Below are 24591 nucleotides of genomic sequence, written 5' to 3' on the forward strand. Positions count from 1 at the left end.
CGCCTGCCCTTTGTTCGGTTACACGGCGGGCCTGGTCAAGAACCCCCCCGGGCTCCCGCGGCCCCCCCCCCCCTCGGGGGGGCAGGGGGCCTCTTCGCGTCCCCTGCTCCCCCTGCTACTCCCCCCGCTCTTCCTCCACCGGGTAGTCCCAGTCCGTGCCGACGCCCGCCGCCAGCAGGTGCTCGGCGATCGCCAGCGGCAGCGCCACCAGCGGGACGCCCGAATCCAGCGGGATCCGGATCCGGTGCGTGCCGCCCGGCGCGCACACCTGCACCACCGCCGTCACCCCGCCCACCAGCCGCACGGCGTCCAGCCGCGCCGCCGCCTGCGGACGCCCGACGTCGGCCGGGTAGGTGGTGAGCGTGAAGACGAGGTCCCCGAGGTCGTCCAGCAGATCGGCGTAGACCGCCAGCGGCGGCGCCGGCGCCGAGACCGGCAGGCGCGGCCCCACCCCGCGGTCCGGCTCCGCCCATCCCGCGGCCTCCCCGCCCAGCGCCGCGAACAGCTCGTCCCGCGAGGCGCTCACGTCGAGCCGCACCTCTTCCCAGGGCGTCCCCACGATCACGACACCCGCCCCCGGGAACACGATCCGCTCCAGCCGCCGCGCGCCCCCGGTGTTGGCCCGCTGCAAAGCGGCCGCCTCCCGAAGGAAGTACCCCCGCGCCAGGCTCTGCCGTCCGCCCCCCATGGCACGTCCCCCTCACCGGCCTTGACGGATGCTCACCAAAGCGCACGGTACCGCCGCCGCCACGCCACCCGTTAGCCGATTTCCGTCCAACTTCCCTCCGCCACGGACCCGGTGGGGTCCGGCGGCATGCGACCGGTGACCGCCGGCATGCGCGGGCGACCGCCGGCGAGCGGAAAATCCGCTCGCGGGACGTGCCGCGGTGTGGCAGGGTGCGGGCCGTCCGCGCCCTGCCACCGACCGGAGCCGTCCCGATGCCCCTGCCGCCCCGACTCGTCCCGCTGCTGGCCGAGTTCGACTTCGCCCGCACCCGCCTGCGCGACCGGCTGGCCGGCCCCGCCGTCGACAGCGGCAACGGCACCGCGGTGGCCGTCGGGCCGCTGACGGACGACGAGTACCGCTGGGAGCCGGTGCCCGGCTGCTGGTCGGTGCGGCGCCACGCGGACGGGCCGGGCGAGCGCGCCACCCTGCTGGTCGGCGCGGGCGCGTGGGGCCGGGACACCGCCGGTTGGCCGCACCCCGAGCCGCCGCCGTTCACCACCCTCGCCTGGCGGCTGACCCACCTCACCGAACTGCTCCTGCTGCGCGCCGACCACACGGACGGCACCCGCGCCCTCACCCGCGAGGCCTTCCCGGTCCACGGCGACGCCGAATCCGCGGTCGCCGCCTTCGACACCGCCGCGGACGCCTGGCGGAAGGCCCTGCTCGCCGCCGACGACGCCGCGCTCGACACCGTCGGCCACTGCACCTACCCCTACGGCGGCGACGCGGACGAGCCCTTCCTGGACGTCGTCTGGTGGGTCAACCAGGAACTCCTCCACCACGGCGCCGAGATCGCCCTGCTGCGCGACCTCTACCGCTACTCCGCGCGCGGCTAGGGCGCGCCCTGCGGGTCACTCCGGGCGCGGGGGCAGCGGCACGGGCAGGGCGGGCAGGCCGTCGATGCTGGTGACGACGTACGGCTTGTTCTCGCAGTAGGCGCCGAACTCCTCGTCGCTCTTGCGCGCGAAGTAGTCCGCGTGGAGGGCGCGGTCGGCACGGTAGTCCATCAGCGGGACGGCGAAGCCGCAGGAGTCGCTGACGCGTTCGGCCGCGACCAGGACGACCGCGCGCAGGGCGGGACCGTCCACGCCGGGCCCGAAGCGGGCCAGGAGGCCGGTGAAGCGCGGGTCGTCGCGGAAGACCGGCTCGCCGCGGCCGTGGACCCGTACGACGGTGGGCGGGCCGTCGAAGGCGCACCACATGAGCGTGATGCGGCCGTTCTCCCGCAGGTGGGCGATGGTCTCGGCGGTCGAGCCGCCGAAGTCCAGGTAGGCGAGGGTCCGTTCGTCCAGGACGACCAGGGTGCCGGAGCGGCCCTTGGGCGACACGTTGACGTGGCCGTCGGCGGCGAGCGGCGCGGTGGCGACGAAGTAGACGGGCTGGCGCTCGATGAACTCGCGCAGCCGGCCGTCGATGTTCTCGTACTGCTTTCCCATGCCGCCATTGTGCGCTCATCTCGCCCATTGAGAAAGATCGTTTCTCATATCGAGACTGTTCGTGTGGCGAACCTTCCGGCGGCCCTTCCCGGGAGAACACGCCGGCGGCGGGCCCCCGTGCGGTCGTTCGCACGGGACCCGCCGCCGGGGACGTCCGGCCCGGTCAGGCCTTCATGTAGACGCCCTCCATGAACTCCAGGATCTGCTGGTCGGTCAGGCGGTGGCCGTCGCGCCGGCCCATCGCCAGGTCGGCCTCGCTGATCATGCCGACCAGCCGCTCGCCGTCGATCACCGGGATGCGCCGGATCTGGTGCTGCTCCATCTTCCGCAGCACCGCGTCCATGTCGTCGTCGGCCCGCACGCAGTGCAGGTGCCCGGCGAGGTCCATGGCCGTCATCTTGGCCGGGTCCTTGCCCTCCGCGAGACATCGCACGACGATGTCGCGGTCGGTGATGATGCCCTTCAGCTTCTGGTCGTCGCCGCAGATCGGCAGCGCACCGACGTTCTTGTCGCGCATCATCATCGCGGCCTCGGCGAGCGTCTGGTGCGCGCCGATGCACTGGGCGCCGGTGTGCATGATCTCTCGGGCTTTGGTCACGGGGACTCCTTCGTGAGTGGTTCCCCCCAGAGGTCGTTCCCCCCGGAAGTTCCCCCCGTTCGCTCCCCCGTCGGCGGCACCGCGCACCCGCGGTGTGACCGTGCGATCACCATAGGCAACATCCCGCCCGCCCGCGACCGCGGCCACCGATACTGGGAGGGTGACGACGGAAGCCGCCGAACCCGTGCGCGAAGGCGTGGTCGACGAGGCAGTCCGGGCCCGGCCCGCGACGGCGCTGCGGCCGTACGTCGCCTGGTACTCCGGCTACCGCCAGCGCGGCATCGCGCCCGCCGTGCACCGCGGTCTGCCGTCCCCCTACCTGACCTTCATCCTCACCCTCGACGAGCCGCTGGTCCTCGCCGCCCACCCCGACCCGGCGCAGCGGCCCGACGCGTACGCCACCCTGCTCGGCGGCCTGCACACGGCCCCGGCGCTGATCACCCACGACGGCCGGCAGTCGGGCGTGCAGATCGCCGTGCACCCGCTGGCCGCCAGGGCGCTGTTCGGGGTACCGGCCGGGGAGCTCGCCGGGATCGACCTCCCGGCGGAGGACGTCCTCGGCCGACTGGCGCCGCACCTCCAGGAGCGGCTGCGCGCCGCCGCCACCTGGGACGAGCGCTTCGCCCTGCTGGACGGCGCCCTGCTGCGGGCCGCCCGCCCGTCGGGGCGGGTGCCGCCGGAGGTCTGCTGGGCCTGGCAGGCGCTGCGGCGCAGCGGCGGCGGGCTCGCGGTGGCGACGCTGGCCCGGGAGACGGGGTGGAGCGCGCGGCACCTCCAGGAGCGCTTCCGCCGCGAGACCGGGCTGACTCCGAAGGCCGCCGCCCGGGTGATCCGCTTCGACCGGGCCCGGCACCTGCTGGCCGGCGGCGCGCCGCCCCGGCTGGCGGAGCTGGCGGCCCGCTGCGGCTACTTCGACCAGGCGCACCTGGCCCGCGAGTTCCGCGCGCTGGCCGGGGCGGCGCCGAGCGCGTGGCTGGCGGCGGAGGGGCCGGAGGAGAAGCGGTTCCGAAACGTCCAAGGCGGGGCGGGCGACCCGGTCGCAGAGTGGGAGGCGTGACGGCGACCGGCCGGCACCCACCACCGCAGGAGGCAGCCATGGACACCACCGACGCGAAGACCCCCGCCCCGCAGGTCTGGCCCACGCTGCGCGCCGACGACGCGCGCGCCCTGATCCGCTTCCTGGCCGACGCCTTCGGCTTCGAGGAGGTCGTGGCGTACGGCGAGGGCGAGTTCGTCGCGCACGCCGAACTGGCCTGGCCCGAGGGCGGCGGCGTGATGCTCGGCTCGGAGCGGGACGCGCCCGAGGGCACCGAGACCTGGCCGGGCCGCCCGGGCACGTTCAGCGCCTACGTCGTCACGGCGGACCCGGACGGCGTCCACGCACGGGCCGTCGCCGCCGGCGCCCGGATCACCACCGGGCTGCACGAGACCGACTACGGCTCGCGCGATTTCGCGGCCGCCGACCCGGAGGGCAACCGCTGGTACTTCGGCACCTACCCGGGCTCCCCGCGGCCGTCGGCCCCGCAGAACGGGTGAGGCCGATGCCCACGCCCGTCGACCGCCTGCGGGCGCTGTGCCTCGCCCTGCCGGAGACCGCGGAGCGGGTCGGCCACGGCGAGCCGACCTGGTTCGCGGGCGCCGGCCGCCGGGCCCGGGTGTTCGTCATGCTCGCCGACCACCACCACGACGAGCGGCTCGCCTTCTGGTGCGCCGCGCCGGACGGGGTGCAGGCGGAGCTGACCGGGCGGGACCCGCAGCGGTACTTCCGCCCGCCGTACGTCGGGCACCGCGGCTGGGTGGGCGTCTACCTGGACGCGGTGCCCGTCGACTGGGAGCGCGTGGAAGATCTCGTCGCGGACGCCCACGCCCTCGTTTCGCCCGGCTGAGGGGAGCCGCCCTCCGGCGTCACTGCGGCGTCGGATCCGCCGCGTCGGGGCTCGGGGCGGGCGCCGGGGAGTCGGTGGCGGGGGAGTCCGGGGTCGGGGCCGCGCCCGCACCCGTGGCCACGGCCGGCGTCGGGACCGGAACCACCGGCGCCGTCGCCGGGTCCATGATCACCGGGGTGCAGTTGCGGCTGTTGTCCGGCTGCTCGCCGCAGACCTGGATCCGGCTGTCGTTCTGGGACGCGTCCACCATCGGCGAGTACGCGTCGTACCCCCAGTGGACCAGGGCTGTCTGGCTCTGGCCCGCCGAGTTGGTGATCGTCGCCCGGTACCCCGCCGTGGCGTCCGTCAGCTTCGCCCAGGCCGTCCGGCAGCGGCGGCTGTAGCGCACATAGATGGTCATCTGCCGCACGTTGGCGGTCGCGATCGTCGTGGCGTCCGATCCGCAGCCGCTCGCCTGCGGGTCCTTCCCGACACAGCCGGCGGCCTCGCACAGCGCGGTGGCCTGGGCGGTGGCCCGGGCGGTGCCCGTCGTCGCGGCGGCCCCCGGGCTGCGCTCGGAGCCGCCGTCGTTCAGGGCGAGCGCCCCGGCCACCGCGGCGACACCGGCCGCCGAGGCCGCCGCCGCCCACCACCAGGTCCGGCGCGGCCGGGCCGTGGGCTCCCGCTCCCCCTCCGGCCACGACGGCGGCTCCGCCGGCCCGGGTAACTCCGCCGCGGCCTCCGTCGCGCCGGCCCCGGCAACCGCCACCCGCAGCGCCTCCAGGTCGGCGCACCGCTCCGCCGGCACCCCCGCCAGCGCGCCGAACGCGGCCAGCGCCGCCTCCGTCACCACGCGCTCCCCGTTCAGCCACCGGTGCCAGGACGACTTGCTGTAGTGCGTCTTCGCCGCCAGCTCGGCCAGCGTCAGCCCCGACCCGTCCTTCAGCGCCCGCAGCCCCGCCACGAGCTCCCGCTCCTGCGGCCCCAGCCTCGCCGGCAGGGCCCGCCAGTCACCGACCATCGCCCCGATCCCCCTTGACGCAGCGTCAGTTCGCGAACCGTCGGCAGCATAACCGCCCCACCGACCGTGCGGGCGCGTACACGGAAAGCCACGTTCGCGCCCGCCCCGCACCCCGGGCAGACTGGCAGCGGGGGCCACACCGACGGCTTCGGAGGCGGCCCATGCCGCAGATGGTCGTGGACGGGCGCACCCTCGCGCTCTCCCACCTGGACAAGGTCTACTACCCGCGGACCGGCACGCTGAAGGGCGAGGTCCTCAGCTACTACGCGGCCGTCCACACCGCCCTCCTGCCCCACCTGCACGACCGCCCGGTGTCCTTCCTGCGCTGCCCCGACGGCGTCGAGGCCGAGGTGTTCATCGCCAAGAACCCGCCCGCCGGCACCCCGCGCTGGATCCGCACGGCCGAGGTGCCCAGCGACAGCGGCGACCTGCGCCAGGTCCTCCTGGACGACGGCGCCGCGCTGCTCTGGGCCGCCAACCTCGGCTGCCTCGAACTGCACGTCCCCCAGTGGCACGCCGCCGCGCCCGGGCTGGCCGACCGGCTGGTCCTCGACCTCGACCCGGGCGAGGGCGCGACCGTCCTCACCTGCCGGACGGTCGCCGGGCTGCTCCGCGAACGCCTGGCCGCGGACGGGCTCGCCGCCTGGGCCAAGACCTCCGGCTCCAAGGGCCTCCACCTGCTCGTCCCGATCGAACCCACCCCGAGCGCCCGCGTCTGCGCCTACGCCAAGGCCCTGGCAGCCGCCCTGGAGACGGACCGCCCCGACCTCGTCGTCCACACCATGGCCAAGGCCCGCCGGGCCGGTCGGGTCTTCGTCGACTGGTCGCAGAACAACGCCAAGAAGACCACCGCCGCCCCGTACACGCTGCGCGCCCGCCCGCAGCCCACCGTGTCCACCCCGGTCACCTGGGAGGAGCTCGCCGAGGCCGACTCCGAGGACGACCTGGTCTTCACCCTCGCCGACGTCCCCGAACGGCTCGCCGCCCACGGCGACCTCCTCGCCCCGCTGCTCGACCCCGAGCACGCCCGGCCCCTCCCCGCCGCGCCGTCCCCCGAGCCCGACCGCCAGGTGCTGCGGCCGCCCGTCGACGTCATGCGCCCGGCCGCCGTCCCGGCCGTCCCGCCGCCGGACGGGCTCGGTGGCGGGGGCGTGCAGTACGAACTCAAACTGGACGGCTTCCGCTGCCTCGCCTTCGCCCGCGGGGACCGCCCGGCCTACCTCCAGTCCCGCAGCGGACGGGACCTCGCCCCCGAGTTCCCGCCGATCGCCGCGGCCGTCGCCCGGCTGCCCGAGGGGCTCGTGCTCGACGCCGAGCTGGTCGCCTGGCGCGCGGGCCGGTTCGCCTTCGAGGAGCTGCTGCGCACCCGCCAGGCCCGCGCGAGCGACGACGTCGCGCTCGGGCTGATCGCCTTCGACGTCCTCGCCCTCCCCGGCCGCGACGTGCGCCGGCTGCCGCTCGCCGACCGCCGCCGCCTGCTGCTCGCCGCGCTCGCGGACGTCCCTCCACCGATCCAGCCCGTCATGGCCACCACCGACCGCACCGAGGCCCTGGACTGGATGGAACGCCTCGCGGCCACCGGGGTGGAGGGCCTGGTCTGCAAGGCCGCGGGCTCGGCGTACCGGGCGCAGGGAGCGGGCCGGGTCTGGGTCAAGTACCGCCGCACGGACACCGTCGACGCCCTCGTCCGCGCACTCACCGGCCCGGCCGCCAGGCCGCACGCCCTCGTGGTCGAACTCGACGACGGCCGCGTCCTGCTCACCACCCCGCGGCTCACCGCCGTCCAGGCCGCCCAGATCTCCGAGGCCGCCCACCCCTACCTGGCCCCGCCCGTCCACGACCCCGCCCACGGCACCGTCCACCCCCTCACGAGCCCCCTGCGCGCCGAACTCACCCTCACCGGCCGCCCGCCCACCGCCACCTACACCCGGCTGAGGGGCGACTGACGGCCGACACCCGGGCGGTGGGCGGGCGTTGGCCGGTCGACGGGCTCGGAACTCCCGGCGCTCACCCCCGCCGCAAGGGCCCCGGCTCCCAGGTCACTTCCGCCGTTCCGTCGCGTGGGCGAACTCGGTGACCAGGGCGTCGTCGAAGACCGGGAGGTCGGCGGGCTTGCGGCTGGTGACCAGGGGGCCGGGGCCCTCGTGGCAGACGTGGACCTCGGCGTCGATCCAGTGGGCGCCGGCGTTCACGAGGTCGGTGCGCAGGCTGGGCCAGGAGGTGAGGGTGCGGCCGCGGACGGCGTCGGCCTCGATGAGGGTCCAGGACCCGTGGCAGATCGCCGCGACCGGGCGGCCCGAGGCGCAGAAGGCGTGCACGAAGGCGACCGCGTCGCGGTCCTGCCGCAGGTGGTCGGGGCTCGCGACGCCGCCGGGCAGGACCAGTCCGTCGTACCCGGCGGCCTCCGCGTCCGCGACGACCGCGTCCACCGCGAAGGTGTCACCCGGTGCCCGGTGCCGCACGGCCTGCACCCGGCCCGGTGCGGTGGAGAGCAGCCGCGGCGTGCCCCCGGCCTCGGCCACCGCCTGCCAGGGGGAGGTGAGTTCGATCTCCTCCACGCCGTAGGGCGCGACCAGGAAGGCGACGGTCCGGCCGGTGAGCGTCGTGGTGGGCCAGCGCACGGCTCACCCCGGGCGGTGCCCGAGGACGTCCACGGCCGCGGGCGGCGGGGCGGAACTCACCCGGGCGCGCGGGCAGTCGAGGTGGACGACGAGCTCCAGGTGGTCGATCCGGGCGACCAGGGCGACCGGCACGAGCACCCGGGAGCCCGGCACCCAGGGCTCGGCGTCGACCAGCAGGTGGTCACCGGCGTCCTGCTCGACCCGCCCGAGCGGGCCGTCGGTCGCCTCCACCTCGTAGCCGGCCAGGCCGAGTTCGGCGGCTTGGTGGGAGCCCGGGCGGTACTCCCACAGGTCGGTGGTCATCACACCTCCGGTTTGTCCCAGGGCCGCCGCTCGCGCCCCTCGGGGCGGTCGGGGCCGTCCGGGCGGTCGAGCGGGTCGCGGCGCCGGGCGCCGGCGCGGCGGCGCAGCAGGACGGCCGCGGCGGCGGCGACGGCCAGGGAGGCCGCCCAGACCACGCCGAGGGCGGTGAGCACGGCGACGGTCGGCGTCCGCACGCCGACGCTCAGGCAGATCGCGGTCATGACGAGGGCGGTCAGCACGACCCCGGCGGGGATCCGGCGGGCCGTGCGGCGCACGGCCGTGCGCACCCGGCCCGGCCGTTTGGCACCCATGGTGCTCAGTTTCCGGTCGAGGCGGGTGTCCTGGCGCAGCCCGGACTCGATCTCCTCGAGGAGCCGCCGTTCCCGTCCGCTCAGCGAGGGTCCGTCCATCTCGGTCACCTCCGACAAACTTCCGGTGACGTGCTCGTACCCGGGCGGTTGCCCGGTACGGGCCTGCGCTAACCGCCTCCGGGACGGCCTGTTCCCGCGCCGACGGGTCCGAAGGCCCGGGGGCGTGCGAGCAGGCTGTCGTCGAGTACCCGCAGCAGGGCGACGGCGTCGCGGTGGACCTCGGCCGCGCCGGCGGCCCGGAGGTCGGCGGCGTCGTCGCGTCCGCACTCCAGGGCGAGGCAGAGCAGCCCGGCACGGCGGGCGGCGAGGACCTCGCGGACGCTGCCGGCGACGTACACGGCGTGGTCGGCGCCGCCGCCGACGAGGTCGAGGGCGGCCCGCTCGGGGTCGCTCCCCGGGGTGGCCACGGTCAGTGCGGGCGCCCCTGCGGGGCCGGGTCCGGTCAGGACGACCGTCCAGCCCCGGGCGGCGCACTCGCGCAGCAGGTCCGCGGCACCGGTCGGCGCGGAGCGCCAGTCGGTGCCGAAGAGTGCCGTCGAGACCACGGTCATGGGCCACCGTTTCCCTTCCGGTACCGCGCGCGGACGTGGGCCGCGCAACGGAACGCGCCCTTCCAGGTTAGGCCTCCGCCCCATCGGGCGCGCTGCCGGCCGGCCACCGGTTTCCGGGCCCCGGCGCGTGCGCGGGAAGTCGGCCGGTCCGACTTCCCGTGCGGGCGGCGGAAACCCGTTTGGCGCCCCGCGGGTGGCCGTGCCCGACGGACTCGTCGCCACCGCCTTCGGCCCCACGCTCGACGCGCTGGTCCCGCCCGGCCCGCCGGTGCGCGCGCTCGCCCTGGCCGGCCCCGGGGTGGCGGCGCCCCTGGCGGACCTCGTCCTCGTCCCCCGGCACCCACTGACCGGTGAGGTGTGGCGGCCCGGCGGTGCGTGCGCGGCCGGGCCGCTGGACGCCGAGGTCCGGGCCCACCTGGCCTCCCCCCGCGACGGTACCCGCGTCCCGGCGACCGGCGGGCTGCCCGCGGGCGTCCAGCGCGACGACCCCCTGCCGCCGCGCCCGCCGTCCGGCTTCCGACCCGACCGCGCGCTGCTCCTGCGCACGCCGGCCCGCCTCCCGGCCGTCCGCGAACCGTGGCTGCGGTCGGTGTACGACAAGGCCCGCGGCCGGCCGTAGACGTCCCCGGTAGACGGCCCGTCAACGCCCGCGTCGACCGCGCGTCCACGGGCCCCGGCCACAGTCCTCGTCGAGCACCGGCAGCACGCCGGCCCGACATTCCGAGAGGACGACCATGAGGAATCCCGTACGCAAGCGCCACGCCTGGGGCGCGCTGGCCGCCGCCGCGATCGCCGTCGCGGCCCTGCCGGGCACGGCCAGCGCCGATGCGGGCACCACGATCACCGGGGTCGGCGGCAAGTGTCTCGACGTCCGCGGGAGCGGTACGGCGAACGGAACGCCGGTGCAGATCTACGGCTGCAACGGCACGGGCGCCCAGTCGTGGACCGTGACCAACAGGCCGGACTTCACGGGCGTCACCCTGTCCGCGCTCGGCAAGTGCCTGGACGTCAGCGCGAGCGGCACGACGGACGGCACGAAGGTCCAGCTGTGGGACTGCAACGGCACCGAGGCCCAGCGCTGGGTCCAGTACGAGGGCCCCGTCCTGATCAACCCGCAGTCCAACAAGTGCCTGGACGTCCCCGGCGGGACCACCCAGGACGGCACCCAGCTGCAGATCTACACCTGCAACTTCACCACGCCGGCCCAGCAGTGGTACTTCCACGCGCCGGGCACCCCCGTCAGCGGCTGACGGCCTCCGGACCGGAGCGGCCCGCCACCCCCGTGCGGGCCGCTCCGCGCGTCACCGGGCATCACCGGACGTCACCGGGCATCACCAGGCGTCGTCGGCCAGGCGGGCGTGGAGGTGCTCGTCGTTGTAGTCGCGGCCGGGGTAGCGGTAGGAGGAACGGAGGGTGCCCTCGTACCGAAAGCCGGCGCGCTCGGCGACGTGGCAGGAGGCGTCGTTGCCGACGGCGTGGGCGAGTTCGAGGCGGCGCGCGGCGGCGGTTTCCACGCCCCAGCGGGCGACGGCGAGGGTCGCGCGGGTCGCCAGGCCCCGGCCGCGGGCGGCGGGCAGGAGCCAGTAGCCGATCATGGCCAGTCCGTCCTCACGGTCCCGCCAGAACAGGGCGACGTTGCCGCACAGGGTGCCGTCGGCGGCGTCGGTGATCGCGAAGGCGCCGGTGCGGCCCTCGGCCCAGGTGGTGTCGCAGCGGTCGAGGTAGGCCTCGGCGGCGGACGGGTCGTCGGTGCCCAGCGGGTTCCAGCGGGCGATCACCGGATCGGCCGCCGCGGCGACGAGGGCCGGCACGGTGCCGCCCGGGAGGTCGAGGGCGCGGTCCCACGGGCGGAGCACGGCGTCCCCGAGGTCGAGGACGGTGCGCCGGAAGGTCCGCTGGTCGGTGCTCATCCGACTTTCCTATCCCGCGCCCTGCCCGCCCCGCCAGCGGTTTTCCGGTGGCGGGCGGCGCGGCGGTCCGGTCGTGCGAGGATCGCCGGGTGATCGAGCTACTGACGGCCCGCACGGCCGAGTTGGACGCATCCACGCTGGACGAGGCCCGGGCCCTGCTGTTCGAGGTGTTCGGCGCCGACCTGACCGAGGCCGACTGGGAGCACGCGCTCGGCGGCGTGCACGCGCTCCTGCGCGAGGACGGCGTGCTGATCGGGCACGCGGCCGTGGTGCCGCGCGTGTTCCGGCACGACGGGCGGCAGGTGCGCACCGGCTACGTCGAGGGCGTCGCCGTCCGGGCCGACCGGCAGGGGCGCGGGCACGGCTCGGTGCTGATGGGCTCGGTCGCGGGCCTGGTCCGGGGCGGGTACGAGCTCGGCGCGCTGAGCTCGTCGGACGCGGCCGTCGAGTTCTACGCGAACCGCGGCTGGCTGCGGTGGGACGGACTGCTGTCGGCGGCGACCCGGCACGGCGGGGAGCGGCCGACGCCGGACGACGAGGGCGGGGTGTTCGTCCTGCCGGGCACCGCCCCGCTGGACCTCACCGGCCTGCTGACGTGCGACTGGCGGCCCGGCGACCTCTGGTGACGAGGCCGGCGGACGGCGGCGGGCGACGCCTGCGGACGGCGCCCGCCGCCGGGCCGGCCTTGAAGATCAGGATCAGATCCGGGCCAGGTAGCCGTTGTCGACCAGCCAAAGCACGTTCAGCCTGGCCGGGCCGCCCGGCACGAGGGCGCCGTCGAGCTGGTACTGCAGGCCCCAGCCGGGCTGGTTGAACCACGGCGCGATCGGGCCGGCGTGCACCGTGAACTCCTTGACCACCTTGTAGTCGTGGTAGTTGCAGCCGGCCGCCGGGTTCCCGTCGAGGCTCTGCGGCGGGATCGCGCGGTTCTCGTAGGGCAGGCCCTCGGGGGCGAGGAAGGCGCCGTACTCGCTGCCGTAGCGGTCGATGTCCTGGTCCGGGTGGAGGGTGAGGTCGAACTCGACCGGGCTGCCGTCGGGCAGCGTGACGAAGCCGTCGGCGGGCGGGTACTTCCAGCCGCCCTTGCCGCCGTTGGCCGCCGCGTCCCAGTACTGGGCGAGGAAGTCGCGCTCGCTCGCGCCGCCGGTGCGCCGGTAGCCGTCGACCTGCTCGCCGACCGGGCCGCTGGTCGGCAGGTCCTGGGGGCCGAGGCGGGCGTCGCCGTGCCGGAAGGCGGCGGAGCACTCGCCGGCGGGGGTGGCCCGGTCGGCGGCGACCGCCGGGACGGTCGGGGATATCAGGGCCGCGGTCGCGGCGAGCGGCGCGATGAGCAGGCGAAGGCGCACGGTGTCTCCGTCGTCAGGGGGGATTCGACACCAGGCAAGCGGATCATCTGATCATCCGTCAATCCGATGTCGCGGATGCCCCGACGAATCCCCTCCTTTCGGCCAACCTGCCGCCCGGCGGCCCGGCTCACCGCCCCGGCGCGACCCGCCCGATCAGGTGCAGCAGCCGGTCGAGGGCGTCCTTCGAGTCGGGCTCGGTCAGGTTGACCATCAGCCGGAAGGCGATGTTCAGCAGCGCCGGCCGCCCGAGCCCGGCCGCGCCCGCCGCGGCGAGCAGCTTCGGGCGGCCGAGCAGGTCCGCGGCGAGCCGCCCGAGCGCGAAGTAGCCGGCGTAGGCGGAGCGCAGCGCCTGCGGGTAGGCGCGCAGGGCGAGTTCGCGGCCGCGGTCGGTGCGGCGGGCGAGCGCCTGGACGATCGTCTCGGCGGCGTAGCGGCCGGACTCCATCGCGTAGGCGATGCCCTCGCCGGTGCCGGGGCTGACCGTGCCGCCCGCGTCGCCGATCAGCAGCAGGCCGTCGGCGTAGTGGGGCCCGCGATTGAGGCCCATGGGGAGGGCGGAGCCGCGGACGGGTTCGGTGACGGCGTCCGGGCCGTACTCGTACTCCGGCGGGAGGTCCTCGCACCAGCGGCGCAGCAGGTCGCGCCAGTCGAGGTCGACGCCGGCGGTGTCGAGCACGCCGAGGCCGACGTTGGCCGTGCCGTCGCCCATGCCGAACACCCAGGCGTAGCCGGGCAGGAGCCGGCGGCCGGGGTCGGTGGGGTCGCGCAGGTCGAGCCAGGCCTCCAGGTAGCGGTCGTCGTGGCGCGGGGTGGTGAAGTAGGTGCGGTAGGCGACGCCCATCGCGCGGTCCGTGCGGCGGTAGCGCTTCATGGCGAGCGAGAGGCGGGTGGAGTTGCCGTCGGCGGCTACCACGACGGGTGCGTGGTAGTCGACGGGCCTGCGGTCGTCGCCGAGCCTGGCGGTGACGCCGGTGATCCGGCCGCTCCGGTCGTCGACCAACGGGCCCGCCACGTTGGCCCGTTCGACCAGTCGGGCACCGGCCGCGGCGGCGCGGCGGGCGAGCAGTTCGTCGAAGTCGGCACGGCGGCGCACGGCACCGTACCCGGGGAAGGCGGAGAGCTCGGGCCAGTCGAACTCGATCGTGCGGCGGCCGGCGACCAGGCGCAGCCCGCGGTTGTGCAGCCAGCCGGCCTCCTCGGAGACGTCGATGCCCAGGTCGGCCAACTGCTTGACGGCGCGCGGGGTGAGGCCGTCGCCGCAGACCTTCTCGCGGGGGAAGGCCGCCTTTTCGAGGAGGAGGACGTCGAGCCCGGTGCGGGCGAGGTGGTAGGCGGCGGTGGAGCCGGAGGGGCCGGCGCCGACCACGATGACGTCCGCGCAGTGCTCCGTCCGGGCGGGGCCGGGGCCGGGCCCTGGGGCGGTCGACTGCTGCTCCGGTCCGGGCATCGCGCACTCCCACGGGTCTGATCGGCTGCTGGGTCGGCGGACCCGACGATAGGGAACGCCGACGTCCGCCGCCGCCCGACACGCGGTCCCGCCCCGACGACCGGTCAATACCGGCCACCGGGGCGGGACCTGGGCCGTCGGATCACAGACCGCCGTTGACGACCGTGCTGGCGACGGCGCCCGTGGTGACGTTCCACTTGGCGAGGATCTTGTCGTACCCGCCGCCGAGGATCACCTGGTCGAGCGCCTTGGAGACGACGTCGCGCAGCCCGGTGTCGTCCTTGGCGACGGTGATGCCGTACGGGCCGGACTGCAGGAAGTGGGTGTTGGCCAGCTGGAACTTGCCGGTCCTGGCGGGGGTGGTGGTGTTGTACTGGGCCACCGGGTAGTCGTTCAGGTCGGCGACGGCGGCGCCGCTCGCGACCTCGGCGAGCGCTTGGTCGTCGCTGTCGAAGCGGTCGACCTTGAGCTGCCTGCCGGTGCGCGGGCAGGCGCCCTGCTGGCGGGTGGCGAAGTCGTCCTGGAGGGTGCCGCGCTGGACGGCGACGGTGTGGCCGCACAGGTCGTCGACGGTGGTGAGGGACAGCTGGCTGCCGGCCTTGACGACCATCGAGGTGCCGGTGGTGAAGTAGTCGACGAAGTCGACGCCCGGGTCGGCCTGGTGGCCGTCGTCGGCGGCGCCGAGCTGGCGCTGCTTGGTGTCGATCACGGCGGACATCGCCAGGTCGATCTTCTTGGTCTGGACGGCCGGGATCAGCTGCTCGAACGGCAGGTCGGTGAACTCCACGCGCAGGCCGAGGTAGTCGCCGACGGCGGTGGCGATCTCCGGGTCGAGGCCGGCCGGCTTGCCGTCGGTGTCCCGGAAGTCGACGGGCGGGTAGTGGAGGTAGGAGCCGATCCGCAGGACGCCGGCGGCCTTGACCGCCTTCGGGAGGCTCGCGCGCAGGTCGGCCTGGGCGCCGGGATCGGCGGTGCCGCTGCCGCAGCCGGTCAGCAGGAGGCCGCCGGTGCCGAGGACGGCGGCGGCGCGCAGCGGGAGGGCGTGGACGGAGGGGCCCTGGGCAGGGCCGGGGGTGCGGTGCATCGCGATGCGTCTTCTTCGCAGGAGGGGTGCGGGCAGGGAGACGCCGCGCCGGAGTGCCTGCCGGGGTACGCAGTGCGGACCTCGTCGCCGTGTGCCCGGTTCGTCGGGCCGCCCTGGGGTGCGGGGGCGGCCGCTCGGCGGAGGTCCGCCGTCGGGGGCGGTCGGGAGCCATCCTCGCACTTCGCGCCGGGGACGCGTGCGGCGGGCCGCATCGCGGGACGGACACGGCTTCACCACAACCCGGTGATCCGATCGTTGTGACGGACTAGTCGGAAGTTCGTGTCGATATCGGACAAGTGACGCAAACGCTCCTTGCGTCCGAATTCCGGGTGAGGGAACTTTTGCGCACCTACCGTCGTACATTTTCGGCCAGCCGGCCGAAACGCGCCGTGGGCTCCCTCCCCACCGTGCAGGCTCGTCCCGGCCTGCCACACCCGATGGAACGCCATGCACATCCGCTCCACCGCCGCACGCTCGCTCGTGGCCGTCCCGACCGCCGCCGCGCTCCTGCTGCTCTCCCCCGCCGCCCACGCCGCCCCCGGTGGCAAGAACGCCCCCGGCAACAACGGCACCGTCAAGATCCACGACGCCTCCACCGGCCAGGAGGACACCCGCAACGAGCCCAAGGTCTGCACCTTCTACCTGGACTCGTTCGGCTTCGACGCCAACCAGGACATCGTCTGGACGATCGCCTCGGTGCACGGCGACGACGAGCAGATGGTCGCGTACGGCGACCTGCCGGTCGACGCCAACGGTGACGTCCGCACCGACGACATCAACCTGCCGGACGGCCAGTACAAGCTCTACTGGGCCGCCGTGACCCTCGTCAACGGCGAGATCCCGGAGGACGACCCGGCGCTGGACAACCCGAAGCACAAGGTCTTCAAGGTCGACTGCGGCGGCAAGGCCCCGTCGAAGGGCCCGACCGCGGTGCCGAGCACCCCGGCCGCCGGCAAGCCCTCGGACAAGCCGAGCGACAAGCCGAGCGAGAAGCCCTCCGAGAAGCCCAGCGGAAAGCCCTCCGAGAAGCCGTCGGAGAAGCCGTCGGAGAAGCCCAGCGACAAGCCGACCGAGAAGCCCTCGGACAAGCCGAGCGACAAGCCGACCACCCCGGCCACCAAGCCGGCCGAGTCGGCGTCGCCCACCGCCGCGCCGACCACCCCCGCCGCCGGCGGCCCGGCCACCGGTGCCCCGTCGACCGCCCCCTCCACCGCCCCGAGCGGCTCGCCGTCGGCCCCGGCGCCGACCGCCACCGTGCCGGTGCAGACCCCGTCGACCCCCACCGCGGTCAACCCGGCCAAGCCGCTGGTCGTCCCGGCCAAGGTCAGCGTCCCGACGCCGATCAAGGGCGCCCCGGCCGCCAACGGCCCGAAGCTGGCCCAGACCGGTAGCGACGGCACCCTGCTGTACGCGGGCGCCGGCACCGCGCTGGTCGTGGGCGGCGCCGCCCTCGTCTACGCCCGCCGCCGCCGCACCGCCTGAGCGGTCGCGCGGAGACGGTGAGTCCCTGGCGCCTCCCGCCCACACCGGGCGGCGCCGGGGACTTCCCTACGCGGTCTAGGAATGGCGGCCCGTCACGGGTTCACCGCGAGGACGACGTAGGCGGCCAGGATCGCCATGTGCACCGCGCCCTGGAGGGGAGTCGCGCGGCGCGGGATGACGGTCAGGGTGCCGACCACGACGGTCAGGGTGAGCAGCACCATGTGGGCCGGGTCGAGGCCGAGGTGGAGCGGGCCGCTGAGCCAGGTCGACGCGATGGCGACGGCCGGGATGGTCAGGCCGATGCTGGCCAGCGCGGAGCCGAGGGCGAGGTTGAGGCTCGTCTGCACGCGGTTGCGCAGCGCGGCCCGCAGCGCGGCGATCGTCTCCGGCAGGAGGACGAGCAGCGCGATGACGACGCCGACCACCGAGTGCGGCAGCCCGGCGGAGGACACCGCCGACTCGATGGTCGGCGAGACGCCCTTGGCGAGGCCGACCACCGCCACCAGCCCGACGGCGAGCAGCAGCAGGCTGACGGCGGCGCCGCTGACGGTCGGCGGGGCGGCGTGGTCCTCCTCGTCCTCCTTCGCGAGGACCCGGCCCTCGGCGGTCACCGGCAGGAAGTAGTCCCGGTGGCGGACGGTGAGCGTGGCCACGAACAGCCCGTAGACGACGATCGACGCGGTGGCCGCGAACGTGAGCTGGGTGGTGGAGAACTGCGGGCCCGGGGAGCTCGTGGTGAAGGTCGGCAGCACGAGGCTCAGGGTGGCCAGGGTGGCGACGCAGCCGAGGGCCGCGCCGGTGCCCTCGGCGTTGAAGACGGCGGTGCGGTACTTGAGCGCGGCGACCAGGATGGACAGCCCCAGGATGCCGTTGCAGGTGATCATCACGGCGGCGAAGACGGTGTCCCGGGCCAGGGTGGCGGACTTGTCGCCGCCGTCGGCCATCAGCGTGACGATGAGCGCGACCTCGATGACCGTGACGGCCACCGCGAGGACGAGTGATCCGAGCGGCTCCCCGACCCAGTGCGCGATGACCTCGGCGTGGTGGACGGCGGACAGCACCGCACCGGCGAGGAAGCAGGCGACGACGCCCACCACCCAGCCGGGCAGGTCGCGGTGCCAGGTCAGGGCCAGGACGACGAAGGCCAGCACCGGAACGACGACGGTCCATTGCGCGGCGCCCGCGCGCAGCTTCGTGATCATTCCGCGAGGATCCCAGACGGAGCGTCACCGGGCCGGGTGCCCGCGCCGGTCCGGCGGGGAATGTGACCCGGTTCGTCCCGAATTGCCCGGCTACCCGCCGTAGTCGTGGAGGTATTCCAGCACCCGGTCGACGTGCGCCCGGACCCGGTCCGGGACGCCGCCCGCGGCGGCCACGGTCTTGTCGCTGGTCCGGTAGGCCGCGGCGACGAGGGCGGGCAGGTCCCGGGTGAAGCCGTGGTGCTTTATCTGCTGGTCCAGCCAGCACACGTAGTTGCCCATGGCGGCGATCGCGTCGCCGGGGTCCATGTAGTCCTTGGGACCGGGGTGCGCGGCGGCCTTGCTCCACGCGTTGAACACCGAGGGCGTCCACATCGCGATGCCGTACTCGCCGGTCTCGGGGCGGGCGGCGTTCGGGTCGAAGCCGCTCTCGGCCTTGAGCATCGCGGCCAGCAGGACCGGGGTGACCTCGGGTTCGGGGCAGCGCCGGGCGGCGTCCTCGACCATGCCGCGGTAGGCGGCCGGGACGTCGGACCCGGCCGGGATCGCGCCGGGCAGCGGCGGGGGCGCGGCGGGCGGCGCCGCGCCGCTCGGCTCGGGTCGGCCGGTCAGGGCGAGGACGACGAGGACGCAGGCGGTCAGCCCGGCGAGCGTCGCCCGGCGCAGCCGGCGGGCGCCGGTGCGGGCGGTGGCGGCGGCGACGAGCGCGGCGAGGTCGGCGCGGGCCCGGTCCTCGCGGTCGGCGGCCAGGCACGCGGTGACGGCGGTGCGCCAGCGCCCGGGCAGGGCCTCGTCCAGCCGCAGCGGCGCGGCGCCGCGCGCGTACGCCTGGGCGGCGAGCGAGCGGGCGCGGGCGGTGGCGCCGAGGAACGGGTGCAGGCCGCCGGTGAGCACCTGGTGGGCGAGGACGCCGAAGGCCCAGACGTCGGTGCTGGGGCGCAGGGCGACGCCGCGTGCGCCGGTGCGCTCGGACCACCACTCGGGCGGGACGTGGTCGGGCGAGCCGAGCGGCGGGGCGTAGGCGTGGGTGCCCTCCAGTTCGGCGGTGAGGCCGAAGTCGGCGAGCTTGGCGGTGCCGTCGGGCATGAGGAGGATGTTGGCCGGTTTCAGGTCCCCGTGGACCCACCCGGCGCGGTGCATGTGGGTGAGGCCGGCGCAGACCTGGGTGAGGATGCGGTCGGCGCCGGGGACGGGCCGGCCGGGGCCCGCGGCGGCGAGGACGTCCTGGAGGCTGCGGGCGGCGCGTTCCATGACGAGGGCGAGGGCACCGTCGAGCGCGGGGTGGGCGGGGTCGTCGACGGTGGCCACGGCGAGGGTGCGGATCAGGTACGGGTGGTCGGCGCGGCTGCTGAAGCGCAGTTCGCTGTGCGCCACCTGGGCCATGGCGCCGCGCTGGCCGGGGCTGAGCCGGGCGGGGCCGAGGAGCTTGACGGCGGCCTGGGCGCCGTCGGGGCCGTGGGCGGCGTAGACGCTGCCCCAGGCGCCGGCGCCGAGGAGTTCGCCGATCCGGTAGCCGGCCACCGGGTAGCCGTCCGGCACGTCGATCGGCCGGTGCTCGGGCCGGGCGGGACTCACGGCCGGGCGGCCGGGTGCCGGGGCGGGAGCAGGGCCAGGTGTTCCTCCCGGACGAGGTCGAACTTGAGGGCGAGGGCGGCGAGTTCCTCGCGCTTGCCGCCGCCGCGGTCGTCGTCGAAGGGCTCGCGCAGCCGCAGCTTCGTGAACACCAGGTAGTCGATGTGGTAGTTCACCGCCGAGCGGGTGAGCCCGTGGCAGGAGGGCAGGGCGCGCAGTCGCGTGACGACGTCGGTGGCGCCGGGCACGGTGGCGGCGGAGGGCGAGCGCAGGCGGGGTTCGCACAGCGCGAGCAGGACGAGGAAGTACTTGGCGGTGGGGTCGAGGGCGAACGGGCTGACGGTGCGTTCGCCGTCGGTGCCGTCCGACTCGCCCTCCAGGTAGGCGTGTTGCGGGGCGAAGACCTTGAAGGAGGCGGGTTCGCCGAGCGCGGGCAGCAGGACGCGGGAGAACTCGAACGGCACGGGTGCGCCGAGGCGGCCCGGCGCGACCTTGACGTGCTCGCCGGCGCCTTCGAGGTTCTCCACGACGTAGGTGGCGGTGGCGGAGAAGTTGGACAGCCGCCAGTAGTCCTCGGCCGCGGTGATCTCGCCGGCCCGGCGGGAGACGCCCTGGTCGGGCAGCGGGATGGGGACGGCCCGGCCGGGCTCGCCGCGTCCGAACACCGCCGTCTCGCCGGGGCCCATCCGCAGCAGTCCGGGCCGCCCGCCGGGCGCCACCGCCGTTGCCCGGTCGGGCAGTTGCACGATGACCGTGTCCACGCGCCACCTCCGTGGGTCGGGTCGATGGTATCCGTCCGATCAGGCCCCGCGGCACGCCGCCACCCGGACGAGTGAACCGGCACACGACCAGCACGTTTCATCGGTGCTTCATCACATCCGAAGGACACGTCGCCGCATCGCGGGCATGTCCGCACGCCGAACGTTCGGCCACGATATTGCTGCACGTAGTTGAACGGTCACCATGAGTGTGACGTAACACACACGAAACATGACCACGATCCGTGCAAGACTCATCTCGCTCCGTGAGATTCCCTTTGTTTTCAAGGAGGTTGAGATCATGCGCGCTCGGATCGCAGCTGTGCTGGCGACGGTGGCAGGGATAGCGGCGTTGACCGCAGGGCCTGCCACGGCTGCCACGGCCGCCACGGCGACGTCCGAGAACAACCCGGTGGCGTGTGCCGCCGTGCTCAACAGCCCGTGCGTCTGGCAGGAGGCGGACACCGCCGGCATCACCGGTGTCGCCCAGGTCTCCGCCGACCCGGGCCAGCTGACGCTCGTCCAGGTCGAGGTCAGGACGCAGAAGGCGTGGGGCAGCCCGTGGGAGACGGTCGCGAGCGCGATGACCGTCCGCTTCGGCTCCGCCAAAGCGGTCACCCCGCGCGTCGTCACCGCCGACCTGAAGATGGTCTGCGCCACGGCCGGCCCCGCGCTGGACGTCGCCAGGCAGATCACCACCTGTACGCACCCGTTCGCCGGCTGAACCGCCGACCGGACGGTCCGTCGGGGCCGGCCGCCGGGACCACCTTCCCGGCGGCCGGCCCGCCGTCGTCGACCGGGCCCTACCGCCGCGTGCGCAGCCAGTGCGCGAAGGCCTCCAGCGCCGGGCCGGGGTCGCGGCGGCCGACGCCGACGCGGAAGCGGTCGGCCGGGGTCGGTGTCAGCTCCGAGCGGTACATGCTCGCGGGCAGCAGCAGGACGCCGGCCCCTTCGACCAGGCCGGTGCAGAACTCCTCGACGCCGTCCGCCCCGAGGTAGCGGGGGAAGGCGACGCAGCCGCCCTCGGGGGCGCGCCACTCGAAGAGGTCGGCGAACTCGGCGAAGAACGCGTCGAACCGCGGGAGGTTGGCGGCGATGAGGGCGCGGTTGCGGGCCAGGATCGGCTCGCGCGCCTTGATCGCGATCCGGGCCAGGACCTCGCTCGGCGCCGAGTTGCAGATCGTGGTGTAGTGCTTGGCCCGCTCCAGCCGGGAGAGCAGTTCCCGGTCCCGGCAGGCGATCCAGCCGATCCGCAGGCCCGGCAGGCCGAGCGACTTGGACGTGACGTTGAGCGAGAGGGCGCGCGCGGAGAGGTCGGCGGCCTGCGGCAGGGTGCGGGCCGGGTCGCGCTCCAGGCCGCGGTAGACCTCGTCGGAGAACAGGCGGATGCCGCGCTCGTCGCAGAGTTCGGCCAGGCGGCGCAGGTCGGCCGCGTCGATCAGCGCACCGGTCGGGTTGTTGGGGAAGTTGACCGAGACGACCCGGGTGTTCGGGCGCAGCGCGGCCTCGACGGCGTCGACGTCGAGCGCCCAGTCCTGCCGCTCGTCCAGGGCGACGCCGGTGACCTCGCAGATCGAGAGCGGGACCGTCTCCGCGGACTGGTAGTTGGGCGTGATCACCACGGCGTGGTCGCCCGGTTCGAGGAGCACCTGCATGGCCAGGTTGAGGCCCTCCTGGGCGCCGCCGAAGCAGACGACGTCGTCGGCGTCGACCTCCTCGTACATGCCGGCGATCGCGCGGCGCAGTCCCGGGTCGCCGAAGGTCTCGGTGTAACCGAGGGCGAGGGTGTCCCAGGCCTTCCGGTCCTCGGGATCGGCGAGGGCGAGGAGTTCGGCCATCGTCATCGTCTCCGCGTCGGAGGCGGTGAGGTGGTGGCGGGCGGTGAACTCCCAGCGGGAGAAGTAGGTTTCGAGGCGGAAGTCGGGGAGCCTGGTCATCGTGCTCAGGCCTCGCTCTCGTGCTTGAGGTCGGTCAGCAGGGTGTAGACGGTCGAGCGGGACACCCGCAGCGCGGTGGCGACGGCGGGGACGGCGCGGCGCACGGCGAGCACGCCGGCGGCGTCGAGCTCGCGCAGGACGGCGAGGCGGTCCTCGCGGCCGAAGCGTTCGAGCGGGCGGCCGTGGGCGCGGACGTAACCGCCGATGACGTCGTTCATGCGCTCGGTCCAGTCCCGCTCGAAGAGGGGCTCGGGGCGCGCGGCGGTGGGGGCGGCGAAGCCGGCCAGCAGCGCGGCGGCCTGTTCGAGCGGGCCGCGGTCGAGGTTGACGCAGAGCACCACCGAGGGCCGCCCGGCGTCGTCGGGCAGGACGGCACTGACGGAGGAGAGGCGGCGGCCGTCGGGCAGCAGCTTCTCGTAGGGGCCGTAGACGCCGTCGGCGGCCGGTTCGAGTTCGTCGAGCTCGCCGAGGAGGGACGGGTCGCCGGGGGCGCGGGCGGACATCGGGTTCCAGATGCCGAGCACGATGTCGGTCGCGGCGTCGTGCAGGACCACCTCGGCGTAGGGCCCGAGGAGCAGGGCCACCGCGCGGCAGACCGGCGACCAGGTCCGCAGGCGCGGGTCGGGGGATTCGGCGGGCATGTTTGGACTGTACGTCCAGTCTGGACGTTTCGTCCAGGGGCGGCCAAAGCCAGGGCCCCGCCTCCTCACGGACGGCGGGGCCCCTTGTGCCGCTGGATCAGCTGCAGGTGATCAGCAGCGCGAAGACCGCCGTGCAGCTACGGGTGTCCCGGGCGGTGGCGGGCGACGGGTCGGCCGGCGTCCCGGAGGTGCGGGAGGCCGTGACGGCGAAGTTCTGGACGCCGCTGAACAGTCCGAGCCCGACCGAGAAGTGCCGCGTGGTGGTCGCGCCCTTGGCCAGCGGGGCGGCGAGCGTGCAGGTGAGCCGGCCGTTCGCGACCGCGCAGTCGCTGGAGGTCGCGGGCAGACCGGGCGGCAGGGCGGCACCGACGGTGGCGGCGGTGACCGGGTCGGGACCCTGGCCGGTGAGCGTGATCGTGTAGTCGACCCGGCCGCCGGCCAGGCCGGTCACCGGCGTGGCGGCGAGCGCGACACCCAGGTGGGCGCTGGCGGCGGCGTAGGTGAAGCGGTCGGCGGCCACCGCCGCGCTGGTGCCGCCGGGCGTGGTGACCTGGACGTCGACCGGGCCGGTGGCCGTGGTGGCCGGGGCCGTCGCGGTGCAGCCGGTCTTGGTGCAGCTGAAGGCGGAGGCGTTGCCGGCCGCGCCGAAGCTCACCGCCGTCGCGCCGGCCAGGTCGGTGCCGGTGATCGTGACCGTGGTGCCGCCGACCTGCGAGCCGGTGGCCGGGCTGATCCCGGTGACGACGGGCACGGGCAGCGGGAAGTTCAGCACGCTGACGGCGTTGGCGGTGAAGTCGGCGAGGTAGCCGCGCCGCCCGTCGGCGCTGACGGCGAGGCTGTAGGGCGCCGTGCCGACCGGGACGGTCGCGGTGACGGTGCGGCTCGCGGTGTCCACCGCACTGACCGTGTTGTCGGTGTAGTTGGAGACGTACGCCGTGGCACCGTCCGGGGAGAGGGTGACGGCGTACGGGTTGGCGCCCACGGTGACCGCGGAGACCACGGCGTTGGTGGTGGTGTCGATCACGCTGACCGTCTTGTCGTCACCGTTGGCGACCCACAGCCTGGTGCCGTCCGGGCTCAGGGCCAGACCGAAGGCGCCGTGGCCGACCGGGACCGTGGCGCTCACCGTGTTGCTCGCGGTGTCGATCACGTTCACCGCCTGCCCGCTCGACGCGGCGACGTAGACCTTCTTGCCGTCCCGGGAGACGGCGACCCCGTGCGGCTCGGCGCCCACCGGCACGGTCGCGGTGACCGCCTTCGCCGCCGTGTCCAGCACGCTCACGGTGTTGGCGCCGGCGTTGGCGACGTACGCCCGCGAGCCGTCCGCCGACAGGGCGAGGCCCCACGGCTGGGTGCCGACCGGGACGGTCGCGGAGACGGTGTTGGTGGCCGTGTCGACGATGCTGACGGTGTTGTCCAGGTGGTGCGTCAGGTAGGCGCGGCCTCCGTCCGGCGAGAGCGCGACCGCGTAGGACCCGGTGCCGTCGGTGAAGCTGCCCGTCACCGTGCCGCCCGCGGTGTCGAGCACGCTCACCGTGCCGCTGCTCTGGCTGGTCACGTACGCCCGGGCGCCGTCCGGGGTGAGCGCGACCCCGGCCGGGTAGGGCGCCACCGGCACGGTGGCCGTGACGACGGGCGCGGGCGCGGCGGCCTGCGCCGCGCCCCGCTGGGGCAGCAGCGCGACCGTGGCCGCGGCTATCGCGGCCCCGGCCGTCCACGGAC

At 75.1% G+C, this 24591-nt stretch carries 28 protein-coding genes and 1 pseudogene; 11 read left to right on the plus strand and 18 right to left on the minus strand.

Going from position 1 to position 24591, the window contains the following annotated elements:
- Positions 1 to 115: 115 nt before the first annotated feature.
- The gene (locus ACFXDE_RS40080) at positions 116 to 631 is read right to left on the minus strand and encodes a hypothetical protein (protein ID WP_380499207.1); all 516 of its coding nucleotides are present in this window, start codon (positions 629 to 631) and stop codon (positions 116 to 118) included.
- Between the two features lie 308 nt (positions 632 to 939).
- Here ACFXDE_RS40080 and ACFXDE_RS40085 point away from each other — a divergent pair, with 308 nt between their 5' ends.
- Positions 940 to 1563, plus strand: a complete 624-nt coding sequence (locus tag ACFXDE_RS40085; RefSeq protein ID WP_380440226.1) for a DinB family protein — start codon at positions 940 to 942, stop codon at positions 1561 to 1563.
- Positions 1564 to 1578: 15 nt separating this feature from the next.
- Here ACFXDE_RS40085 and ACFXDE_RS40090 read toward each other — a convergent pair whose 3' ends face one another.
- Complete coding sequence (locus ACFXDE_RS40090; RefSeq protein WP_380499208.1) at positions 1579 to 2163, minus strand: pyridoxamine 5'-phosphate oxidase family protein; 585 nt, start codon at positions 2161 to 2163, stop codon at positions 1579 to 1581.
- A gap of 163 nt (positions 2164 to 2326) precedes the next feature.
- Complete coding sequence (locus ACFXDE_RS40095; RefSeq protein WP_380440222.1) at positions 2327 to 2761, minus strand: CBS domain-containing protein; 435 nt, start codon at positions 2759 to 2761, stop codon at positions 2327 to 2329.
- Between the two features lie 160 nt (positions 2762 to 2921).
- On the opposite strand from ACFXDE_RS40095, the gene ACFXDE_RS40100 reads away from it, so the two are divergent.
- Genes ACFXDE_RS40100 through ACFXDE_RS40110 form a run of 3 tightly spaced genes read left to right on the plus strand, consistent with a single transcriptional unit; the run spans position 2922 to position 4647 of the window.
- Positions 2922 to 3818 carry a helix-turn-helix domain-containing protein gene (locus tag ACFXDE_RS40100; protein ID WP_380499209.1) on the plus strand — a complete coding sequence of 299 codons (897 nt, stop codon included), beginning with the start codon at positions 2922 to 2924 and terminating at the stop codon, positions 3816 to 3818.
- 38 nt (positions 3819 to 3856) lie between these two features.
- Positions 3857 to 4297, plus strand: a complete 441-nt coding sequence (locus tag ACFXDE_RS40105) for a VOC family protein (RefSeq protein ID WP_380440218.1) — start codon at positions 3857 to 3859, stop codon at positions 4295 to 4297.
- Between the two features lie 5 nt (positions 4298 to 4302).
- Positions 4303 to 4647, plus strand: coding sequence for an MmcQ/YjbR family DNA-binding protein (locus ACFXDE_RS40110; protein ID WP_380499210.1), 345 nt, complete (start codon positions 4303 to 4305; stop codon positions 4645 to 4647).
- A gap of 19 nt (positions 4648 to 4666) precedes the next feature.
- Here ACFXDE_RS40110 and ACFXDE_RS40115 read toward each other — a convergent pair whose 3' ends face one another.
- Positions 4667 to 5647 carry a DUF2690 domain-containing protein gene (locus ACFXDE_RS40115; RefSeq protein WP_380499211.1) on the minus strand — a complete coding sequence of 327 codons (981 nt, stop codon included), beginning with the start codon at positions 5645 to 5647 and terminating at the stop codon, positions 4667 to 4669.
- 161 nt (positions 5648 to 5808) lie between these two features.
- On the opposite strand from ACFXDE_RS40115, the pseudogene ligD reads away from it, so the two are divergent.
- Positions 5809 to 6687 (plus strand): annotated as a pseudogene (ligD, locus tag ACFXDE_RS40120) (non-homologous end-joining DNA ligase); the annotation flags it as partial.
- 54 nt (positions 6688 to 6741) lie between these two features.
- Positions 6742 to 7593 carry a DNA ligase gene (locus tag ACFXDE_RS40125; protein WP_380499225.1) on the plus strand — a complete coding sequence of 284 codons (852 nt, stop codon included), beginning with the start codon at positions 6742 to 6744 and terminating at the stop codon, positions 7591 to 7593.
- Between the two features lie 93 nt (positions 7594 to 7686).
- Here the strand turns inward: ACFXDE_RS40125 and ACFXDE_RS40130 are convergent, their stop codons facing one another.
- The 4 genes from ACFXDE_RS40130 to ACFXDE_RS40145 all read right to left on the minus strand — a co-directional run bounded on the left by ACFXDE_RS40130 (position 7687) and on the right by ACFXDE_RS40145 (position 9493).
- Positions 7687 to 8268 (minus strand): type 1 glutamine amidotransferase domain-containing protein, encoded by a 582-nt coding sequence (locus ACFXDE_RS40130; protein WP_380440213.1) that lies wholly within the window; start codon positions 8266 to 8268, stop codon positions 7687 to 7689.
- Between the two features lie 3 nt (positions 8269 to 8271).
- A complete protein-coding gene (locus ACFXDE_RS40135) occupies positions 8272 to 8571 on the minus strand; it encodes a PRC-barrel domain containing protein (protein ID WP_380440211.1) in 300 nt (99 codons plus the stop codon).
- On the minus strand, positions 8571 to 8981 hold the full coding sequence (locus ACFXDE_RS40140) for a DUF3040 domain-containing protein (protein ID WP_380440209.1): 411 nt from the start codon (positions 8979 to 8981) through the stop codon (positions 8571 to 8573). Before ACFXDE_RS40140 ends, ACFXDE_RS40135 begins: the two co-directional genes overlap by 1 nt.
- A gap of 68 nt (positions 8982 to 9049) precedes the next feature.
- Positions 9050 to 9493: a hypothetical protein gene (locus tag ACFXDE_RS40145; RefSeq protein ID WP_380499213.1), complete on the minus strand. Its 444-nt coding sequence runs from the start codon at positions 9491 to 9493 to the stop codon at positions 9050 to 9052.
- 199 nt (positions 9494 to 9692) lie between these two features.
- Between ACFXDE_RS40145 and ACFXDE_RS40150 the strand changes: the two genes are divergently transcribed.
- The gene (locus ACFXDE_RS40150) at positions 9693 to 10112 is read left to right on the plus strand and encodes a hypothetical protein (RefSeq protein WP_380499214.1); all 420 of its coding nucleotides are present in this window, start codon (positions 9693 to 9695) and stop codon (positions 10110 to 10112) included.
- Between the two features lie 115 nt (positions 10113 to 10227).
- The gene (locus tag ACFXDE_RS40155; RefSeq protein ID WP_380499215.1) at positions 10228 to 10743 is read left to right on the plus strand and encodes a ricin-type beta-trefoil lectin domain protein; all 516 of its coding nucleotides are present in this window, start codon (positions 10228 to 10230) and stop codon (positions 10741 to 10743) included.
- Between the two features lie 81 nt (positions 10744 to 10824).
- Here the strand turns inward: ACFXDE_RS40155 and ACFXDE_RS40160 are convergent, their stop codons facing one another.
- The gene (locus tag ACFXDE_RS40160; RefSeq protein ID WP_380440202.1) at positions 10825 to 11403 is read right to left on the minus strand and encodes a GNAT family N-acetyltransferase; all 579 of its coding nucleotides are present in this window, start codon (positions 11401 to 11403) and stop codon (positions 10825 to 10827) included.
- 89 nt (positions 11404 to 11492) lie between these two features.
- On the opposite strand from ACFXDE_RS40160, the gene ACFXDE_RS40165 reads away from it, so the two are divergent.
- A complete protein-coding gene (locus tag ACFXDE_RS40165) occupies positions 11493 to 12029 on the plus strand; it encodes a GNAT family N-acetyltransferase (RefSeq protein WP_380499216.1) in 537 nt (178 codons plus the stop codon).
- A gap of 72 nt (positions 12030 to 12101) precedes the next feature.
- Here the strand turns inward: ACFXDE_RS40165 and ACFXDE_RS40170 are convergent, their stop codons facing one another.
- The 3 genes from ACFXDE_RS40170 to ACFXDE_RS40180 form a co-directional block, all read right to left on the minus strand.
- Positions 12102 to 12749 (minus strand): TNT domain-containing protein, encoded by a 648-nt coding sequence (locus ACFXDE_RS40170; RefSeq protein ID WP_380499217.1) that lies wholly within the window; start codon positions 12747 to 12749, stop codon positions 12102 to 12104.
- Between the two features lie 127 nt (positions 12750 to 12876).
- On the minus strand, positions 12877 to 14196 hold the full coding sequence (locus tag ACFXDE_RS40175) for a geranylgeranyl reductase family protein (RefSeq protein WP_380499218.1): 1320 nt from the start codon (positions 14194 to 14196) through the stop codon (positions 12877 to 12879).
- Positions 14197 to 14338: 142 nt separating this feature from the next.
- Entirely contained in the window at positions 14339 to 15280 is a 942-nt protein-coding gene (locus ACFXDE_RS40180) for an ABC transporter substrate-binding protein (RefSeq protein ID WP_380448418.1), read from the minus strand.
- A gap of 447 nt (positions 15281 to 15727) precedes the next feature.
- Between ACFXDE_RS40180 and ACFXDE_RS40185 the strand changes: the two genes are divergently transcribed.
- Positions 15728 to 16762, plus strand: a complete 1035-nt coding sequence (locus ACFXDE_RS40185; protein ID WP_380499219.1) for an LPXTG cell wall anchor domain-containing protein — start codon at positions 15728 to 15730, stop codon at positions 16760 to 16762.
- A 92-nt stretch (positions 16763 to 16854) separates the two neighbouring features.
- On the opposite strand, the gene ACFXDE_RS40190 is transcribed toward ACFXDE_RS40185, so the two are convergent.
- From ACFXDE_RS40190 to ACFXDE_RS40200, 3 genes are all read right to left on the minus strand, one after another.
- A complete protein-coding gene (locus ACFXDE_RS40190) occupies positions 16855 to 17964 on the minus strand; it encodes a calcium:proton antiporter (RefSeq protein ID WP_380448422.1) in 1110 nt (369 codons plus the stop codon).
- 90 nt (positions 17965 to 18054) lie between these two features.
- A complete protein-coding gene (locus tag ACFXDE_RS40195; protein WP_380499220.1) occupies positions 18055 to 19536 on the minus strand; it encodes a serine/threonine-protein kinase in 1482 nt (493 codons plus the stop codon).
- Positions 19533 to 20294: a serine/threonine protein kinase gene (locus ACFXDE_RS40200; protein ID WP_380448425.1), complete on the minus strand. Its 762-nt coding sequence runs from the start codon at positions 20292 to 20294 to the stop codon at positions 19533 to 19535. The genes ACFXDE_RS40195 and ACFXDE_RS40200 overlap by 4 nt, the downstream gene beginning before the upstream one ends.
- A gap of 349 nt (positions 20295 to 20643) precedes the next feature.
- Here ACFXDE_RS40200 and ACFXDE_RS40205 point away from each other — a divergent pair, with 349 nt between their 5' ends.
- A complete protein-coding gene (locus tag ACFXDE_RS40205; protein ID WP_380499221.1) occupies positions 20644 to 21015 on the plus strand; it encodes a hypothetical protein in 372 nt (123 codons plus the stop codon).
- Between the two features lie 79 nt (positions 21016 to 21094).
- Here the strand turns inward: ACFXDE_RS40205 and ACFXDE_RS40210 are convergent, their stop codons facing one another.
- From ACFXDE_RS40210 to ACFXDE_RS40220, 3 genes are all read right to left on the minus strand, one after another.
- Positions 21095 to 22228, minus strand: a complete 1134-nt coding sequence (locus ACFXDE_RS40210; RefSeq protein ID WP_380499222.1) for an aminotransferase class I/II-fold pyridoxal phosphate-dependent enzyme — start codon at positions 22226 to 22228, stop codon at positions 21095 to 21097.
- A 5-nt stretch (positions 22229 to 22233) separates the two neighbouring features.
- On the minus strand, positions 22234 to 22869 hold the full coding sequence (locus ACFXDE_RS40215; RefSeq protein ID WP_380499223.1) for a transcriptional regulator: 636 nt from the start codon (positions 22867 to 22869) through the stop codon (positions 22234 to 22236).
- A gap of 97 nt (positions 22870 to 22966) precedes the next feature.
- On the minus strand, positions 22967 to 24591 hold a 1625-nt coding region (locus tag ACFXDE_RS40220), incomplete at its 5' end, for a beta-propeller fold lactonase family protein (RefSeq protein ID WP_380499224.1).

Source organism: Kitasatospora sp. NPDC059408, from assembly GCF_042751525.1.
Taxonomy (GTDB): domain Bacteria; phylum Actinomycetota; class Actinomycetes; order Streptomycetales; family Streptomycetaceae; genus Kitasatospora.